Source organism: Winogradskyella sp. J14-2, assembly GCF_001971725.1.
GTDB lineage: Bacteria > Bacteroidota > Bacteroidia > Flavobacteriales > Flavobacteriaceae > Winogradskyella.
Genome location: NZ_CP019388.1, coordinates 660,672 through 678,709 on the forward strand (window position 1 = coordinate 660,672; position 18,038 = coordinate 678,709).

The following is an 18,038-nucleotide window of genomic DNA, read 5'->3' on the forward strand; positions in this document are numbered from 1 at the left end:
TTTGAAAATCAGTTTAATGAGATTCTGAAATAAATTCAGAATGACAAATTCAATTAAAAGATTGCCACGCTAAGCTGACAATGACATAAAAAAAGCCACAACTACATTGTGGCTTTTATTACTAACTTGTTTGCTGTAAGGTCTTATTCTTTTCTTTAAGAATAGCCAATTGCTTTTCTAAAAAGGTAATGGCTTCTTCTGTTTTGTAACTGGCTTTAGAAGCAAAGTCTTTCATATCTTCTTTAAACTTGTCTTTACCAGATTTTGCAGCTTTAGACAAATCTTCTTTTACTTCTGTAAAGTCATCTACAAGTTTGTCTTTTATCTCCTTGCCTTCTTTTTTTAGGTGATCTCTCGTAGTACTGCCTTTATCAGGTGCTAATAACACACCTGCGGCTGCACCAATTAATGCTCCTAATACTAATGCTCCTTTATACTGAATCATAATTTTTCTTTTTTAAGTTAAACCTCATTTTACGTATTGGTAGTAAAATATTATGTTTTGTTACAAACAAATTCAGTGCCAAAGGCTTAAATCTAAAAATTAGTAACACTACTCCGATTATAGACTTCCAATTCAATTTCTACCATAAACTCAGGAAGTGCCAATCCTTTGACTTCTAGCCAAGAACCTGTAGGAAAACCGTTTTTGTATACTTCGGCTCTGTGGGCAGATTTTTCGAGCATAGAAGCCATGTCAGTAGTAAAAATATCTTCTTTAACGACATCATCAAAGGTACAGCCAAAGTGCTTTAATATTTTTTCTAAGTCGGCATAACAGTTTTTCATTTGTTGCTCAATATCACCAACAGCTGTTGGGTTACCTTTATCATCCATACTAACCGCACCAGATATTTTAATGTTATTTCCAATTTTTACGGCGTGAGAATAACCATAGGCTTTTTCTACATCTGGTCGTAACAGAAAATACTCAGGCTTTTCAGCTTTAATGATAACCTCTTTTTCTACGTCTTTAATGTCTTCTTGAGGTTGTTGTTTACAACTTTGAAACCCTAGAACTAATGCAAAAAGCATTACGAACAAATTTTTTTGGTTGGTTAGCTGTTTCATAATCTTGATGGTTTAGTGATTAATTAATTGGTTTCGTTCTATGGCATTTTTAGGGAGAGCGTTTTGTGTGGCGCTTATCGGTCTCGGCTATGAGTAGTTGCGTGGTTTAGCACTTAAATTTGCAAGTACACACCAAGCTGAAAATCCGCGAGGATTTTCAGAAGTAGGCGAGAACAAGCAATTACTTATAGCCAATGTTGTGTTTAGTACTTTATTTTTCATAGATGTTTAAATCAATTATTTCATTTTCAAATTCAAAGATGAAAGCCATTTTTTTGCCTGATATCAAATATCCAAACCCTTTTAAATCTTTATAAGTATATTTATTTGCCTCACTATAGCTGTAAATATTCTTTTTAGGTTTTTTATATGTAGCGGTAATCGAATTGTTTATTAAAATACCACTAATTATATGCTTTTCTTCTCCAACTTCCCAAGTTAATTCAATTATCTGGTCTTTTTTTGAAACAACAACTTGGTTTTCATTATAAATCCAATTGTTAGATGTTTTTACATCGATTATTTTTGAGGTGAAAGCAGCGCTACCAAAGTGATTAAAAAATCTTAGCTTTTTGTTTGCTCTTTTTATAATCTTTTCTTCTTCTGCTTTTTCTTTAGTGATTTTTGTTTTTATTGATGAAATTGCTTCAAAAACATTTTCGTGAGGATTTTCAAATTCCTCTGCTTTTTTCAAATATTCTTCTGCTTCTTGCACAAAGCCTAAATGAATTAATTGATAAGCAATATTTGAAGCTGCTAAACTATTTTTCAATTCAAATGCCTTTTTGTAATATTCGGTTGATTTTATTTCTAGGCCTAAATTCCTATAAGCTACACCAAGATTATTTAAAGAACCTTGGGCTTTAGGGTCAAAACCCAAAAGCTTTTTATAAAATAAAAGACCTAAATCTTTTAATTTATATTCAGTTTCGCTGTAATTATAAGCAGCATCAAATAATAAATTAGTATTATTTGGTGTCAACTCGTGTGCTTTTTGGTACGCTATTGACTCCAATAATTTATTTTCAGTTTTCTTATAGTAATTTGCTAATGCTCTATATAACGTTACTTTTGGCTCATTTTCATCAATTTTATCTATATTTTTTATAATTATTTCTAAAGATTTTTCAGAATTTTCATTCTCTAAATGGTAATCCGAAATTTTTGAAATACAATAAGCCTTTTGCTGGTTGTTATTTGTTAACTCCAAAGCCTGTTTAGCCAAATTGACTGCTTTGGAATAATTATTTGCCTGATTATAAATTAAACTTAAATAATAAAAACCGTGAGATTTCTTCTCATTATCGTTTTCAATTTTGTTTGTATATCCTTCAAGTTCTTTGAATGCCGATGTATCACCATATTGATGACGTAAATAGAAAATTCTAACAACTTCTTCCTTTTTCCGATTTGGGTCTTCTATTTCTAATAAAACTTTATCCAATAATTCTTTTGCTTCTTTAAATTTTTTCTCACGTAAAGCTTCGTGATATTGAATAAAAACATTTCCGTTATCCTTTACTTCTTCTAATTCCTCATTATCATCTTCTAATGATTCTTCCTTAGGTTTAGCTTTTTCTTGATTACCCACTTCATCCTCTTCTTTGTCTTCTTTTCGGTGTAATTCAAATTCAGTTTCCCCTCGTTTTACTCTGACCTGTGTAAAATTGCTTATAAATGACCAAATTGTTTTCCATTTGATAATGAAAATGACAATAAAAAATACGACTAATAAAAACTTCCATTGACTTCCAATGGTTTTGATTATTTCAATTGTTTTCTCTTCCATTTATTTTCTTTGGTTGCTAGGTTCGTGTTACACACAACGATTTGGATATGAATCTGTTTCAATGATTTATATCCACCGATAAGCGAAGTTTGCATTTTTAACTCAAAAAGTCAATACGTAGAACTACGTAATTTCAGCCTTTATTTATTTTTTTCACAAAATCTAAAGTTTCAGAGGCTGCCATACCATTTGGGTTACAACCCAATTTGCCTTCTGGTATTTCTATCCCTAAATCTTTGTAGTGCGTAATCCAACCATTGTGGAAGCTATCGGTTTCAGCATTTTTAAAGGTCATAGGTTCTAGGGTAAACACACCGTCTTCTTTAAACAATTCGTAGATATACTCTGAGCAGTAATAGCCTTTGTCTTCTAATATGTAAGTAACGTTGTAAGGCTCACCAAGTAATTTAATGGCTTTAGAAATGGCATTTTCTATTTGTGGTTGGGTACTATTTTTAATGCGGTATATATCTGCTGTATAATTTGAAGAATCGTCTGGCTTTAAAAATAACTCTAAGGGCTCTTTTACCACACCTTTGCCTAAATCTGAGTGGTAGACAAAAACTTTTTCATCCTCTACACTACACATGCCCATGTGCGTATAGTTTGTAGCTTTTTCGGTTTGTGTTACCTCATTAATGGCTTCAGACAAATCACTTTGCGAGGCACCTCTAAAGACAATATCACCAGACTTAATAGTGGTTGCTGTTGTGCAAGACATTATTAAAATTAAAACAATGAGTAATGCTGTTTTTGATAATATGCTAATCTTCAAACTTTTGTCAATTTACGTGTATAATACGACGAAATTAGAGCTTTTATCGTAAAAATATAAGTCCTACCGAGAATTTTAAGCATTCCATAGCTAAACGGCTATTTTACGCTCAACCAATCTATTATACCTATGAAAACTATCGTTTTATGCTTTATGTTGTTCTGTTTTAGTGTCAGTTCTGCACAGATTACCTTAGAAGATGACGGCTTACATTTTGCAGTTGGTGCTGCTATCTCTAGCGGAACGTATGCTTATGTGTATTCTAAAACCCAAAATAAGAGTAAAGCCTTTTGGTTTAGTTTCGGTTTGTCGTCGTTAGCCGGTTTTGCAAAAGAATTCTACGATGGTAATATTATTTCAGGAAAGTTTGATAACAGCGAAATGCTCTCAACCATGTTGGGTGGCCTTTCGGCAAGTTATACCTTTAATATTTTTACTGGTAAGCGTAAAAAGAAAAAACGAGAAGAAGAACTGGCTGTTTTACGTTATAAGCCTTAATATATTTTCATCAGATGTCAGTTCAAATAAAACTCTAAACATATTTTCTATCGAGAACTGTTGAGAAAAAATTAGACTAACTTCTGAAACTTAATTGACAAGCTTAGCCACAATATCTTTTACTGGTAATATTTCTTTGGTATGCTCAATACTTGGCCCAGCAACCCAAACTGTTTTGTAAGTGGCTTTTTTCGCAGCTTTTTCAGTAGCTTTCATACCTATTGAAAAACGAATCATTTTAACCCACTTCTTAAGCTTTCGATTTTTGTTGAGGAGGTTTTCTATCCAAGTAGCTTTAGTACCAATTTTTTGAACGTAAGGTGTATTAATCACAGTACAAGGAGTACCTGAGATGCGCTCTGTCATTACAATATCTTCAGCACCATAATCTACACAAGCTTGCTTATACTCATCTGTAACTCCTGCTTCTTCTGATGCGATAAACGGACTACCAACCGATACTCCAGAAGCACCATAACTCAACATTTTATCTATATCTGCTTTGCAACCTACTCCACCAGCAGAAATCACAGGAATAGATAATTCTTTGTTCAATAAACTCGTAAGCTCCTCTGGTGACATATTACCTCTATGACCACCAGCTTCGTTGTTTACTGCAATAGCAGCATCAGCCCCTAAACTTTCCACTTTTTTAGCAAACCTTAAATCGGTAACATCACAAAACACTTTAATGCCTGCTTTATGTGCTTGTTTTATGGTTTCTTCCGGACTTCCTAATGAGGTAATTATAAAATCGCAACCTTCTTCACAAAGTACCTCAAGCTGTCCTTTGTATTTAATATTAGACTTGTTTACAATAAGGTTAAAACCAAACGAACCTCCTTCTACTTTATTAGCCTTTAGGGCTTTAATGGCTGCTCTTAACTCTTCTAAGGTTCTGTAGTTGAGCGCAGGTATACAACCAGCTATACCAGCTTTCATGGCTTCTGTTACCATAGCCACGTTAGACACCAAAAACATTGGTGCTTGTATTATAGGATAATTTATATTGAGTAGTTCGGTTAGTTTAGTTTGCATCTTAATTTAATTTATTCAAATATAAAAAATATTATGCATGCATAACACTTTTATTCCAAAAAGCGATAATAGCCACATTTTAAGTAAGCCCCTTCAGGAAAAGTAACAGGATGATCGACATCGTGCTTTGTTTTTAAAAGGGTTTCAAACAGTCGACCTTGAGCGTTTAATGCATTTTTATTTAAGTCAAAAAACGATTGTGCTGTAACTCTAGATGAGCACGAAGCCAGCACCAACAAGCCTTGTTTTGCCGTAAGCTTTTCGCCTAATTCTGCTAACTGTTTGTATTTCTTCTTTGCCAGTTCAATCTCACTTTGTTGCTTGGCAAAACTTGGTGGATCTATAACAACGACATCAAACGTCTTTTTTTGTTTAATGAGGTTTTCCATTTCTACGAACGCATCACCTGAAATCGTTTTATGCACACCAGAATAGTCATTTAACTTTCCGTTTTCTCTGGCAACGTCGAGTGCTTGCTTACTAATGTCTAAACCGGTGACTTCTGTAGCTCCGTTAGCTAATGCATGTACCGAAAATCCGCCAGCGTAAGAGAATACATCGAGCATCGTTTTGCCTTTACTCCACTCACCAACGCGCCTTCTATTGTCTCTATGGTCTAAAAAATAGCCTGTTTTATGACCTTTTAAAACATTTGCAGAAAAATGAACTCCATGCTCTATAAATTTAACTACTTCATTTTCTAATGTACCATAAATCACTTCGCCATCTGTAAAATTATGATGACTACTGTTCTCTAATTGTCTGCTTAGCCTTAACACTATGGTTTTAGCATTAGAGACCTTTTGAAGACTTTCTAAAATCCATTCTAAATATGGTAACCATATTTCGGAATACAATTTCACAACCAAAACGGTATCATAAACATCTGCTATTAAACCTGGAAATCCGTCATTTTCACCAAACAATAAACGATAGCTGTTGGTTTGGGTTTTAAGTAGTTCTTCACGCTTATGATATGCAGTTTTTATTTTTTGTTGAAAAAATTCTGCATTGATAACCACTTTGGTCTGCGCGTTATGAATCATCTTAATACGAATTGGCGATTTGGCATCATACAATCCAATGCCAATAACCTTGTTTTTATTCTTACTGAAAATAATAGCTAAATCCCCAGTCTTGGCATCGTCATTTATCTTAACAATACTATTAGAAAACACCCATGGATGCCCTTTAACAACGGATTGTTCGCCTATTGAACTGAGTTTAACTGCTAACCGCTTGGGTTGATAAGTAGGTTTCATTTTTAAAAAATTATACTTGTGCAAGTTACTAATTAAAGACCTCACAGATTTTAAAAACCTGTGAGGTCTAATAATTTAGTTCTGAGAAACTTCAAATTATGATAAGCTCAATTTGATAATAACAAACGTAATCATGTTCAATGAGCGTATGCGTGTCGCTGAATCTTTAGCGTCAATACAGTCGAAGTGTGATTGCGTTTTAATGTTAAGCTGACTAAATTTAATTACAATTTTACAATTCTTTTAATATATGTTCCTCTTTCACTTTTAAACTTAACAAATAATACACCACTATTAATCCTAGTTAAGTCTAAAGTGTTTGTTACACTTGAATATTCAATATTCATTTTTTTACCTAAAGCATCGTAAACTTCTATATCTAAACCATCTAATTCACCATCAAAATACAGAATGTTTTGAGTAGGATTGGGATATATATTGATTTTATATAATTCTTCATCTTCAACACTTAAAGGACTATTTATAAAAACCCTACTTTCCCCAAGAGGCGAAAAATTAAAATCCAACAATTCATTCCATATAAAAGCATTGATATTTTGATAGTTATTAGCAACAGTACTATGAACAGTATTTGGTACAATAAAAGAATCTGGTGCAGGTGATTGAAAAATCGCAGCATAAGTAATCATTGCTGCCAAAAAATAAATTGTAGGCCTTCCATGAGGTGCATCATCCTCATATAATTCGCTGATAGGAATTTGATCGTAAGGTGCCTGACTCAATAGTTTACTAATTATTGGCCCAACAGGAATCATCTTAATGATTTCGTTTGGTCGTTCTGCAACTAAAAAATCTTGATATTCTATCCACCAATCATGAAAATCACCCTCAGTATAATCATTATAAGCTTGAAACTCTGAAGCAGATGCAGGAAAACCATTATTTAAAAAGCCTGCCATATCTGGCCAATTTTCATAAATATAGGTTACCATATCTGGGTTTTGGTTATTAACCCAATCCACTATGGTTAATGTTGCGGAAAGTGGTGTTGTATTAGGGTCGTTGTAATATGGCTGATTAGAAGATTGATATTGTATAAAATTACCAGCTGTAATTAGTACCGTATCAAAATTTGCTACAGAAAAAGGTTCAGAATCAGAATCCCAAGCCGATGCAACACTGTCAAAACCCCATTGTGATATCGGAGGCAAATCATCATGCTGTTGTAAAAAACCGTACTGACCATTAACAGCAATATCTAAATTAGCTTCTTCGGCCAAAAAATGAAGCCAGTGTGGTACAGTGGTCTCATCACTTGGTGTTGGTATTAGTGGAGGATCGTGTACAACTAAACTATGACCAAATATAAACACGATCTTGTCCTGCTGGGCATGGTGAAAAAAAGATGTGAAAAAGATTATAGAAATACAGAGTAATATTCTTTTCATAATACAATACAAGATGGTTATTTGTAGAACGGTTAAGTTAATAAATTTCCTACTCTGAGTCAAAATTTTATAACAAAAAACGCAATCAAATTAATGATTGCGTTTTTGTTTTATGAGATTCTGAAACAACACTTCGACTGCGCTCAGTGTGACGGTTCAGAATGACAAGTTGTTATTTAACTTCTTCAAAATCCACATCTTCTACATCGCTAGCTTCATCAGTTGGCTGACCTTGCGCTCCTGCATCAGGACCTGCTGCTCCACCTTGCTGAGCTTCTGCTTGTGCTTTGTACATTTCTTCGCTAGCTACTTTCCAAGCTTCGTTTATTTTCTCTAAAGCTGGTTCTATAACTGCGATATCTTTAGACTCATAAGCTGTTTTTAATTCCGCTAAAGCATCTTCAATTGGCTTTTTCTTATCATCAGATAATTTATCGCCAAATTCTTCTAACTGCTTTTCAGTTTGGAAAATCATGCCATCTGCCTGATTTAATTTATCAGCAGTTTCTTTTGCTTTAGCATCTGCTTCTGCATTAGCTTCAGCTTCAGCTTTCATCTTTTGGATTTCTTCTTCAGTTAATCCAGAAGAGGCTTCAATTCTAATATCTTGTTTCTTACCAGTAGCTTTATCTTCTGCAGATACTTTAATGATACCATTGGCATCAATATCAAACGTTACTTCAATCTGAGGTGTTCCTCGTCTTGCTGGTGGAATTCCATCTAAGTGGAAACGACCAATTGTTTTATTATCTGCTGCCATTGGACGTTCACCTTGTAATACGTGAATCTCTACCGATGGCTGATTGTCTGCTGCTGTTGAGAATACTTGCGATTTCTTTGTAGGAATCGTCGTATTCGCTTCAATCAATTTAGTCATTACATTACCCATAGTTTCGATACCAAGAGATAATGGAGTGACGTCCAATAAAAGAACGTCTTTTACATCACCAGTTAATACACCACCTTGGATACCTGCTCCTAGTGATACTACCTCGTCTGGGTTGACACCTTTACTTGGTGCTTTTCCGAAAAACTTTTCAACTGCTGCTTGTACAGCTGGTATACGTGTAGAACCACCTACTAAAATAACTTCATCAATATCAGATTTAGATAAACCTGCTGCTTTTAATGCAGTTTCACAAGGCTCAATAGTACGCTTAATTAAATCGTCGATTAACTGTTCAAATTTAGAACGTGTTAAGGTACGTACCAAGTGCTTTGGTCCACTTGCGGTAGCTGTTACATAAGGTAAGTTAATCTCTGTTTGCGCAGAAGATGATAACTCTATTTTAGCTTTTTCAGCTGCTTCTTTAAGACGTTGTAAAGCCATTGGATCTGTACGTAAGTCCATATCTTCGTCAGCAATAAACTCTTCTGCTAACCAATCAATGATTCTTTCATCTACATCGTCACCACCTAAGTGTGTATCTCCATCTGTGGATAATACTTCAAATACTCCATCACCTAACTCTAGGATAGACACATCGTGCGTACCACCACCAAAATCGAATACTACTATTTTTTGGTCTGTAGATTTTTTATCTAAACCGTAAGCTAATGCTGCTGCTGTAGGCTCGTTAATAATTCTACGAACTTTTAAACCTGCAATTTCACCAGCTTCTTTAGTTGCTTGTCTTTGTGCATCGTTAAAGTAAGCAGGTACTGTAATAACAGCTTCAGATACATCTTGTCCTAAGTAATCTTCAGCAGTTTTCTTCATTTTTTGAAGAATCATAGCTGATAATTCTTGAGGTGTGTACAAACGACCATCAATATCTACTCTTGGTGTATCGTTGTCACCTTTTACCACTTTATAAGGTACACGTTCTGCTTCGTTTTTAGACTCAGAATATTTGTTACCCATAAAACGCTTAATAGAATAAACCGTTTTTGTTGGGTTAGTTACTGCTTGTCTTTTTGCCGGATCACCAACTTTAATTTCACCACCTTCTACGAAAGCGATAACCGAAGGTGTAGTTCTCTTACCTTCAGCGTTTGGGATTACAACTGGCTCGTTACCTTCCATTACAGAAACGCAAGAGTTTGTTGTTCCTAAATCAATTCCAATAATCTTACTCATAATATTAGTGTATATATGTTTTGTGTATTTAATTTTTAAACTCGTTTACTAATAGTCAATGATTATGCCATGACAAAAAATGTGACATGATGTCAGATTACTTTTCTAAAAAGATTTTTTAATTACACTTACTTTGGAATACGATTTGATGTATTATTGAAAAAACTTAGTTATTATGAAGCATATTTTATCCTTAATTACCGTATTTACTTTATTATTTACTGCCTGTGAAGGCGATCCAGGACCTCCTGGCCCTCCTGGCTTACCTGGTCAGAATGGTGTCAACTTTGTAGGGCAATCCTTTGAAAGAACTATAAATTTTACTTCTACAAACGATTATGGTGTCGGTTTAGAAATTCCTCTCGATATAGAGCTCTTAGAAACAGATATGGTTTTAGTTTATAGATTTCTTGGTCAAGTAGATGGGTTTGATGTTTGGAGACCTCTTCCTGAAACTATTTACACAAGTGGTGGTGGAGAATTTCAATACAATTTTGAACATAATTATGATTTTGTAACCATTTATCTTGATGCTGCACCTGAATTTAATTTTGACCTTCTATTGGACGAAGACCGATTAGATCAAACCTTTAGAATAGTAATTTTACCTGTTGATTTTATAAATAGTAATGACATTAATGTAAACAGTTTTTATGATGTTGCACAATACATTCAGTAGAAAAAAAATTTAGATTAATAAGAAAAGTGATGATTAAGATCATCGCTTTTTTTATGCTATAAATGAATAAACAATGGAGTATATTTGTTTAAATTAATTTTACTTTTATGGAATGTATTTCTGTCTTTGATATGCTAAAAATTGGTGTAGGACCGTCAAGTTCTCACACTTTAGGACCTTGGCGTGCAGCCGAACGTTGGATCAAAGAACTCAAAGAGAAAAATCGCTTTCAAAAGGTGGAAAAAATAACCGTAGATCTTTATGGTTCTTTATCTTTAACAGGTAAAGGTCATGCCACAGATCTTGCTGTTTTACTTGGTTTAACAGGTGCTGATCCAGAGCGCATTGCTATTGATACTATAGATATCATTATATCTTCAATAAAAAACACTAATACCTTAATGTTTAACAACGAAAGAGCCATTGCTTTTGATGTTAGTACAGACATAAAATTCAATCGAAAATTCCTACCATTCCATGCAAACGGCATGACATTTTCAGCATTAATCAACGGTAGAAATTATAAGTCTACCTACTACTCTATTGGTGGTGGATTTGTGGTACAGGAAGAACGTAAAGTTTCAAAAGCTAACAAAATAGTCTTTTACTGTACGTTTCCCTATCCTACATCTTATGGAGATGAATTATTAAAATTTTGTCATCAGCTTAATTTACCTATTTCTAGTGTTGTTTTAGAAAATGAAAAGTCCATAAGAGAGATAGAAACTATCGATTTTGAATTGCAACGCATTTGGGATACCATGCTAGAGTGTATGTATGTTGGTTGCCATACCGAAGGAACGCTTCCTGGTGGACTTAATGTGCGCAGACGTGCATATGATATGCATAAAAATTTGATTGGTGATTTTACTTATGAAAGTCCTCAAGAATGGCTAAAAACCATCAGAAAAACCGAAGTAAAGTTTAGACAAATCCTTAAATGGGTGAGCTGTTTTGCTTTGGCAGTTAATGAAGTTAATGCATCGCTTGGACGTGTGGTTACAGCACCAACAAATGGTAGTGCTGGTGTTATACCTGCTGTATTAATGTACTACATGGTAATTGAAAACCATGATGCCGATTTTGAGCATGTTAAAAAATTCTTACTCGTCGCTGGTGAGATTGGCAGTATCTTTAAAAAAGGAGCTACCATAAGTGCTGCAATGGGAGGTTGCCAAGCCGAAATTGGTGTATCTTCTGCGATGGCAGCTGGTGCATTATGTGAATTACTTGGCGGAACACCTCAGCAGGTTTTAGTGGCTGCTGAAATTGCTATGGAACATCACCTAGGCCTTACCTGCGACCCTATTGGAGGATTGGTACAAATACCATGTATTGAACGTAATTCTATGGGAGCTATAAAAGCTATCAATGCTGCTGAATTAGCCCTAGAAACAGACCCTAATAATGTGAAAGTACCTCTCGACAAGGTCGTAAATACCATGTGGGAAACTGCTAAGGATATGAACACCAAATACAAAGAAACCTCTGAAGGTGGACTAGCAGTAGGTGTACATTTGAGTGATTGTTAAGAAGCCTTAAGCCCATCTAAATCTTCCCCGAAGGAAGACTTCTTTCTCAACTGAACACTTATGAATTTACGACTCATATTTTACGAATTACTGATAATTATGCATTACTGATAATTATGCGCTGATATCTGAGTTCCTTCCCTTTGGGAAGGCTAGGATGGGCTTTTTTATTTACACCCTTCTCTCCGTCTGGTATCTACCAAATAAATAATTTTCCACTCGTCATCTTCTTTTATTAGTTGGAAGGAATTAACACCACAATGACTGAAATGACCATTGTACCAAAATTCGTAAGGTGTCCAAGCATTGGCCATTGCTCCATCCACTTGAATGTTGAAATCCAATAGCTTTTCCTCAAAGGTTCTATCCTTTGGAATACTGGCTATGCTTTTTACAAACTGGCTATAATCGCTTTCCTGTAAAATGGTTTTCCCTTCCTTATTGACCGAAATAGACTGCAATTTTATATCACCTTTTGTCATAGTTTTTAAAGCTACAGTATCTTGTTTATGAAAAGCTTCAAAAAATTGATTTATAGTAGTTTTTACGTCTTCAGAATCTGAGTTTTGTGCATAGATGTTAATTGATAAACATAAAGCAATAAGGATGGATATTTTTTTCATCTTGTTATGGTTTTCACTGAAATTAAATATTTCGTCGGTATTTCTAAGTTCTAATAAACAAAAGTTTAACAAAACTCATTACTTTTACAATTACTAATTTAATCAATATGTCAGTAGCCAAAAAAGAATATAAAAGAATTACCGTAAAAACCCTTGTGGACATGAAGTCTAAAGGTGAAAAAATTTCAATGCTCACTGCTTACGATTATACCATGGCAAAAATTGTAGATGGTGCTGGTGTCGATGTTATTTTAGTTGGTGATTCGGCTAGTAATGTTATGGCAGGTCATGAAACTACATTACCCATAACATTAGACCAAATGATATACCATGCCTCATCTGTAGTAAGAGCTATTGACAGGGCTTTAGTTGTTGTAGATTTACCTTTTGGAACCTATCAAAGCGACCCAAAAGAAGCATTACGCTCCGCTATTAGAATTATGAAAGAATCTGGTGGACATGCCGTAAAGCTTGAAGGCGGCAAAGAAATTAAAGATTCTATAAAACGTATACTAAATGCTGGTATTCCTGTGATGGGCCATTTAGGTCTTACACCTCAATCCATATACAAATTCGGCACCTACACTGTACGAGCAAAAGAAGAACAAGAAGCAGATCGCTTAAGAGAAGATGCTAAAATGCTAGAAAAAGCAGGTTGCTTTGCCATTGTTTTAGAAAAAATTCCTGCTGCTTTGGCTAGAGAAGTTGCAGAGAGCGTAAGTATTCCGGTCATTGGTATTGGTGCTGGAGATGGTGTTGATGGACAGGTTTTAGTATTACATGATATGATTGGTATGACCCACGAATTTAATCCTAGGTTTTTGCGTCGATATATGAATCTGTTTGAAGACATGACTAATGCTATTGGGCAATATGTTGAAGATGTAAAGCGTCAGGATTTCCCCAATGAGAAAGAGCAGTATTAAAAGCCCCTTTTATTCCCCAAAGGGGAAAATTAACAAGTAGTGTCAAAGATTTTATCAAATAAGAACAATCTTCAAATTCTATATGAAGACAACCACATTATTGTGGTAAACAAACGCGCTGGCGATATTGTACAAGGTGATAAAACTGGCGACAAACCGCTAAGCGATGTTGTAAAAGACTTTTTAAAAGACAAATACAATAAACCTGGAAATGTTTACTTAGGTGTTGTACACCGTTTAGACAGACCAACTACTGGTATTGTGCTGTTTGCTAAAACAAGTAAAGCTTTACCTAGATTAAACAAATTATTTGCAGAAAAAAAAACTAATAAAACCTATTGGGCTTTGGTAAAAAACAAACCGCCTAAAGCACAAGACCGCCTTATTAATTGGCTAAAGAAAAATCCAAAAAACAATAAATCTACTGCTTTTGACAATGAAATTGAAGGTAGTAAAAAAGCTATTTTAAATTATCGCGTTATTAAAACACTAGATAATTTCTACTTACTTGAGATTGATTTAGAAACGGGAAGACATCACCAAATCCGCTGTCAGTTAGCAAAAATTGGTTGTCCTATTAAAGGAGATTTAAAATACGGTTTTCCGAGAAGCAACAAGGATGCTAGTATAAGTTTACATGCAAGAAAACTAGAATTTACACATCCTGTAAAGAAAGAAAAACTCAGTATTGTTGCACCTTTACCAGATGATGCGTTATGGAAAGCTTGTGAAATTTAAACTCTTCGGTAAGGGTAGACAATTGTAAGCACAGTACCATTATCTGGTTCTGACTCTAAGTTAAAATCTGCCTCTAAAAGGTCAGCACGTTTTTTCATATTTGTCATTCCAGAACCTTGCTCAGCACTTGCAACATCAAATCCTATTCCATCATCTTTAACCTTAATTTTGAGTTTGTCGGTAGTATATTCTAAATAAACTTTTAAGGTGTCAGCTTCGGCATATTTTAAGGTGTTGGAAAGAAACTCTTGTACTATTCTGAACAAAATAATCTCATCCTTTTTATTCTCAAGAACATGATTTTCGCCTTCGATATTTAGGGTCGCCTCTATTAACCCAGATTTATTCAAACGATTTATCTCATTTTCTACAATCGCTTTAAAACCTAGGTTTTGTATAACATCGCTGTTTAACGATTTTGATAAGGTTCTCACTGCTGCTAAACTCTCTTTTAAAGCAGATGAAGCGTTGTCTACTTTAGGCTTAAGATCTTGGTTCATGTTACGTGAGACACTATTCATTTGCATGGTTGCAAAAGCTAATAACTGACCTACATTGTCATGCAAATCGCGTCCAACACTCTTTAGCGTTTCTTCTTGTATTTCTTGTTGGGTTTTAAAAAGCTCTTCATCAAATTGTCTTTGCTGTTCAATGTTTTTTTGCAATAATGTATTTTTTTTCTTCTGAAAAGTTAAAAAGAACACCACAAAGACAACAACAATGGTTAAAACAAAAAAAACGACATAGATAATTAAAGCTATCTCCTCTTCGCTAATTCTTTTTTGAATTGAATTGTATATAAAAAAGCAAAAATAAAGCATGAATATAAGAAGATATTAATAATGAACATGTATATATGTCTAAATTGTATAAACCCTTTATTTACTTCATAAAAATAACCATCAAAAGTAAAAAGTGGTGCTGCACATAAATAAAATAGAAGCAATCCAGAACTTATATAAAAAACAGGCAACTTCCTAAAAAACAAAATTTCATCACCTCCAAGTAATTGTTTGTAATATAACATAACAAAAACGAACACTATAAATGTTTCTACAAAAAGATCATAAGGTAGCGATTTTTGGAAAAATGTACCACTGATTAAGAAATATAAAACTGTAAAAATTGTGTAAAAAACAACCGCTGCCACTATTATAATTTTTGATGACTTTCTATGAATGATTTTTAGAAAAAACTTTCCGAAAATAAATATGGTAACAAATGAATATATGTTATACAACCAAGTGTTAGAACAAAAAACACTGTTTTTTAGCCATATAAACCAATCATAATCATAATTATTTAATAATAAATAACCATACATTCCTACTGTTTCAATAAAAACTACAAACCAAAGGTACCAAATGAAAATTTTCATTTGGTCATCTTTGGTTTTTAAATAATAGTAAGTACCCGAGAGAGCAGCAATGAGTTCTACAATATGAATAGCTACTATGTAGTAAGACATTTATTGAGGATAATTGGCACTCGGCGGATCTCCTTTACCTCCCTTATTAAGTCCATCTGCACCTCCAATATCATTACCTCCACCTTGTGCTGTAGTTAACATAGAACCTTCAGATACATTTTTAGAACCTGTTGGCACAAAAAACATGGTCATTAAACCTGGTCCCTCTTTAGTATCTGGATGTGCACCAGCATATATCCTTAATCCGTCTAAGGTGTATCCCAAAGTGTTTGCCTGTTTCTTCGCATAGGTCAAATAAGACTCTATCTCATCTATTGAGTACCAAGACGATCTGTTGTCTGGCGTTTTAATTAACGAGTCGCTAATTATAGTGTGTCTACTATTATATGCCTGGTCTAGCGCTTCGATTTCGGTTGGAGTTATTAGTCCATTTGGTTTTGTCATTTCTTCTAAATTTTGATTGGTCGATAAATAATAATAGGTTACTGCAATACCAATAACCAAGCCTATTAAAAGCAATAATAGTTTTTTCATAATGTTGAGTTTTAATTAATAGTGAAATCTAATGTATTGAAATTATGAAACATATAAAACTATTATTAATTCTTTTCTTACAAATTTATTCTTTTTGTCTAAATTTTATTGAGTTTCCCAAAGTTTTTTGGGCAATTGTATTAATCGCCTTTTCTGTTAATTGTAAAATTCTAGGATAACCTCCAGTAGTTTGGCAATCTCGCATTAAAACAATTAAATTACCATGAGGCGTTAACTGTATTGTACCGGGTAAAACCGGCGAACTTAATATAGGTTTTAAGTTATTATCTAGTACAGGCTCTAACTGATATGCCATACGATTGTTATTCTTTGAAACCAAAAAATCCTTTGAAAACAATTGTTGTTTTTGATTTTCTGAAAGCATATCAAACTCTACACCTTTAAAAACATCTAAAACATTAGACTCTAAATGCGTGTCATCATATTTTACTTTAGAGAATGCTTTTTCTACACCTTGATAAGGTTCGTAAATAATATGGTCGTCCTTTTTTATAACACTTTGATTTGTAACAGATGAGTACATACTTCTACTACCTAAAATAGTTTCGGTTTTAAAACCGCCTTTTACAGCCAAGTACGTCCTGAAACCCTTCTCTGCACCGCCAAAATGCAATACATCATTCGGTTGAATTTTAATTAACCTATTCTGAAGTAGAGCCTCATCATTGAGCATTGGCCTCATAAAAGCACCTGAAATCGCAACTACTGTTGAATCAAAAAACTGAAATTTACCACCAAGCATTGTCATTTCAATAAGTGCAGCATCTTTGGCATTACCTAACAACGCATTTGCAAACTGTGCCGAATACAAATCCATAGCACCAGAAACAGGAACACCCTTATCTCTGTAACCAACTCTACCAAGATCTTGTACGGTTGAAAAAAATCCTGCGTGCAAAATTCTAAGCATACAATTCTGGTGTTAGTTGAAATTGATTGTTTTTAATATCTTGTTCTAAGTCTGAAAATTCCGTTTTTGAAATTGCAAAAAACTGAAGTCTATCACCTGCATTAAAAACACATGGAGGACTACTTTTTGCATTGAAAAAAACAACAGGAGTTCTTCCAATTATATGCCAGCCACCAGGACTATTTTCTGGGTAGATTCCAGTTTGATTTCCACCGATACCAACAGACCCTTTTTTTATATCTAACTTAGGTGTGGATTTTCGGTCTAAATGAAGCTTCTCTTCAAGACCTCCTAAGTATAAAAAACCAGGCAAAAAACCAATAAAAAAAATAGTGTATATTGCAGAAGAATGAAGCTCAATAACCTTATTTTTTGAAAGCTGTTTTTCTTTAGAAAAGGCTTCCAAATCTATACCAAAGTCATCATGATAGCAGACAGGTATTCGCCATAATCTAGATGATGCATCTTCAATAGTATCTGCTTTAATTTTTAGCGATTTTAATCGTGATATTTCATCATTGAAATTATCAATAGTCGAACTATAAATTATTAATAATGAATTATATGTGTTGATTACCTCAACAACTAATTCAATATTTGAATTTTGAATCGATTTTTTAAAACCCAATATATTTTTCAATATATTTTCATCCATTTCAGCAGGCCATTCTATTAAAATAGAATACGCATTATAACGCAAAAACTTCAACTCGTAACCCATAAA

The 18,038-nt window shown here is 33.9% G+C and carries 19 protein-coding genes; 5 read left to right on the top strand and 14 right to left on the bottom strand.

Going from position 1 to position 18,038, the window contains the following annotated elements; genetic code table 11:
• Nucleotides 1–121: 121 nt before the first annotated feature.
• From BWZ20_RS03110 to BWZ20_RS03125, 4 genes are all read right to left on the bottom strand, one after another.
• On the bottom strand, nucleotides 122–445 hold the full coding sequence (locus BWZ20_RS03110) for a YtxH domain-containing protein (protein WP_076616142.1): 324 nt from the start codon (nucleotides 443–445) through the stop codon (nucleotides 122–124).
• A 92-nt stretch (nucleotides 446–537) separates the two neighbouring features.
• Nucleotides 538–1,071, bottom strand: coding sequence for a RidA family protein (locus BWZ20_RS03115; protein WP_083677144.1), 534 nt, complete (start codon nucleotides 1,069–1,071; stop codon nucleotides 538–540).
• 211 nt (nucleotides 1,072–1,282) lie between these two features.
• Complete coding sequence (locus BWZ20_RS03120) at nucleotides 1,283–2,860, bottom strand: tetratricopeptide repeat protein (RefSeq protein WP_076616147.1); 1,578 nt, start codon at nucleotides 2,858–2,860, stop codon at nucleotides 1,283–1,285.
• 133 nt (nucleotides 2,861–2,993) lie between these two features.
• Nucleotides 2,994–3,635 (bottom strand): YiiX/YebB-like N1pC/P60 family cysteine hydrolase, encoded by a 642-nt coding sequence (locus tag BWZ20_RS03125; RefSeq protein ID WP_157358307.1) that lies wholly within the window; start codon nucleotides 3,633–3,635, stop codon nucleotides 2,994–2,996.
• Between the two features lie 129 nt (nucleotides 3,636–3,764).
• On the opposite strand from BWZ20_RS03125, the gene BWZ20_RS03130 reads away from it, so the two are divergent.
• Complete coding sequence (locus BWZ20_RS03130; protein WP_076616154.1) at nucleotides 3,765–4,133, top strand: hypothetical protein; 369 nt, start codon at nucleotides 3,765–3,767, stop codon at nucleotides 4,131–4,133.
• Nucleotides 4,134–4,223: 90 nt separating this feature from the next.
• Here BWZ20_RS03130 and BWZ20_RS03135 read toward each other — a convergent pair whose 3' ends face one another.
• The 4 genes from BWZ20_RS03135 to dnaK all read right to left on the bottom strand — a co-directional run bounded on the left by BWZ20_RS03135 (nucleotide 4,224) and on the right by dnaK (nucleotide 9,922).
• The gene (locus BWZ20_RS03135) at nucleotides 4,224–5,171 is read right to left on the bottom strand and encodes an NAD(P)H-dependent flavin oxidoreductase (RefSeq protein WP_076616158.1); all 948 of its coding nucleotides are present in this window, start codon (nucleotides 5,169–5,171) and stop codon (nucleotides 4,224–4,226) included.
• Between the two features lie 50 nt (nucleotides 5,172–5,221).
• On the bottom strand, nucleotides 5,222–6,433 hold the full coding sequence (locus BWZ20_RS03140; protein ID WP_076616161.1) for a class I SAM-dependent rRNA methyltransferase: 1,212 nt from the start codon (nucleotides 6,431–6,433) through the stop codon (nucleotides 5,222–5,224).
• Nucleotides 6,434–6,657: 224 nt separating this feature from the next.
• The gene (locus tag BWZ20_RS03145; protein ID WP_076616163.1) at nucleotides 6,658–7,842 is read right to left on the bottom strand and encodes a T9SS type A sorting domain-containing protein; all 1,185 of its coding nucleotides are present in this window, start codon (nucleotides 7,840–7,842) and stop codon (nucleotides 6,658–6,660) included.
• A 172-nt stretch (nucleotides 7,843–8,014) separates the two neighbouring features.
• Nucleotides 8,015–9,922, bottom strand: coding sequence for a molecular chaperone DnaK (dnaK, locus tag BWZ20_RS03150; RefSeq protein ID WP_076616166.1), 1,908 nt, complete (start codon nucleotides 9,920–9,922; stop codon nucleotides 8,015–8,017).
• Between the two features lie 175 nt (nucleotides 9,923–10,097).
• On the opposite strand from dnaK, the gene BWZ20_RS03155 reads away from it, so the two are divergent.
• Entirely contained in the window at nucleotides 10,098–10,601 is a 504-nt protein-coding gene (locus BWZ20_RS03155) for a hypothetical protein (RefSeq protein WP_076616169.1), read from the top strand.
• Nucleotides 10,602–10,708: 107 nt separating this feature from the next.
• The gene (locus BWZ20_RS03160) at nucleotides 10,709–12,133 is read left to right on the top strand and encodes an L-serine ammonia-lyase (protein WP_076616172.1); all 1,425 of its coding nucleotides are present in this window, start codon (nucleotides 10,709–10,711) and stop codon (nucleotides 12,131–12,133) included.
• Between the two features lie 167 nt (nucleotides 12,134–12,300).
• Here the strand turns inward: BWZ20_RS03160 and BWZ20_RS03165 are convergent, their stop codons facing one another.
• Nucleotides 12,301–12,756: a nuclear transport factor 2 family protein gene (locus BWZ20_RS03165; RefSeq protein ID WP_076621242.1), complete on the bottom strand. Its 456-nt coding sequence runs from the start codon at nucleotides 12,754–12,756 to the stop codon at nucleotides 12,301–12,303.
• A 107-nt stretch (nucleotides 12,757–12,863) separates the two neighbouring features.
• Between BWZ20_RS03165 and panB the strand changes: the two genes are divergently transcribed.
• Together panB and BWZ20_RS03175 are read left to right on the top strand one after the other, a co-directional pair.
• Nucleotides 12,864–13,682, top strand: coding sequence for a 3-methyl-2-oxobutanoate hydroxymethyltransferase (panB, locus tag BWZ20_RS03170; RefSeq protein WP_076616175.1), 819 nt, complete (start codon nucleotides 12,864–12,866; stop codon nucleotides 13,680–13,682).
• 39 nt (nucleotides 13,683–13,721) lie between these two features.
• The gene (locus BWZ20_RS03175) at nucleotides 13,722–14,420 is read left to right on the top strand and encodes an RluA family pseudouridine synthase (RefSeq protein ID WP_076616177.1); all 699 of its coding nucleotides are present in this window, start codon (nucleotides 13,722–13,724) and stop codon (nucleotides 14,418–14,420) included.
• Here the strand turns inward: BWZ20_RS03175 and BWZ20_RS03180 are convergent.
• The 5 genes from BWZ20_RS03180 to pxpB form a co-directional block, all read right to left on the bottom strand.
• Nucleotides 14,417–15,085 (bottom strand): sensor histidine kinase, encoded by a 669-nt coding sequence (locus BWZ20_RS03180; RefSeq protein ID WP_232217136.1) that lies wholly within the window; start codon nucleotides 15,083–15,085, stop codon nucleotides 14,417–14,419. The genes BWZ20_RS03175 and BWZ20_RS03180 overlap by 4 nt on opposite strands.
• Before the next feature lie 92 nt (nucleotides 15,086–15,177).
• Nucleotides 15,178–15,888: a hypothetical protein gene (locus BWZ20_RS15365; protein WP_076616185.1), complete on the bottom strand. Its 711-nt coding sequence runs from the start codon at nucleotides 15,886–15,888 to the stop codon at nucleotides 15,178–15,180.
• A complete protein-coding gene (locus tag BWZ20_RS03190) occupies nucleotides 15,889–16,383 on the bottom strand; it encodes a hypothetical protein (protein WP_076616188.1) in 495 nt (164 codons plus the stop codon).
• Nucleotides 16,384–16,468: 85 nt separating this feature from the next.
• Nucleotides 16,469–17,314: a biotin-dependent carboxyltransferase family protein gene (locus tag BWZ20_RS03195; RefSeq protein WP_076616193.1), complete on the bottom strand. Its 846-nt coding sequence runs from the start codon at nucleotides 17,312–17,314 to the stop codon at nucleotides 16,469–16,471.
• The gene (pxpB, locus tag BWZ20_RS03200) at nucleotides 17,307–18,035 is read right to left on the bottom strand and encodes a 5-oxoprolinase subunit PxpB (protein ID WP_076616196.1); all 729 of its coding nucleotides are present in this window, start codon (nucleotides 18,033–18,035) and stop codon (nucleotides 17,307–17,309) included. The genes BWZ20_RS03195 and pxpB overlap by 8 nt, the downstream gene beginning before the upstream one ends.
• Nucleotides 18,036–18,038 lie beyond the last annotated feature (3 nt).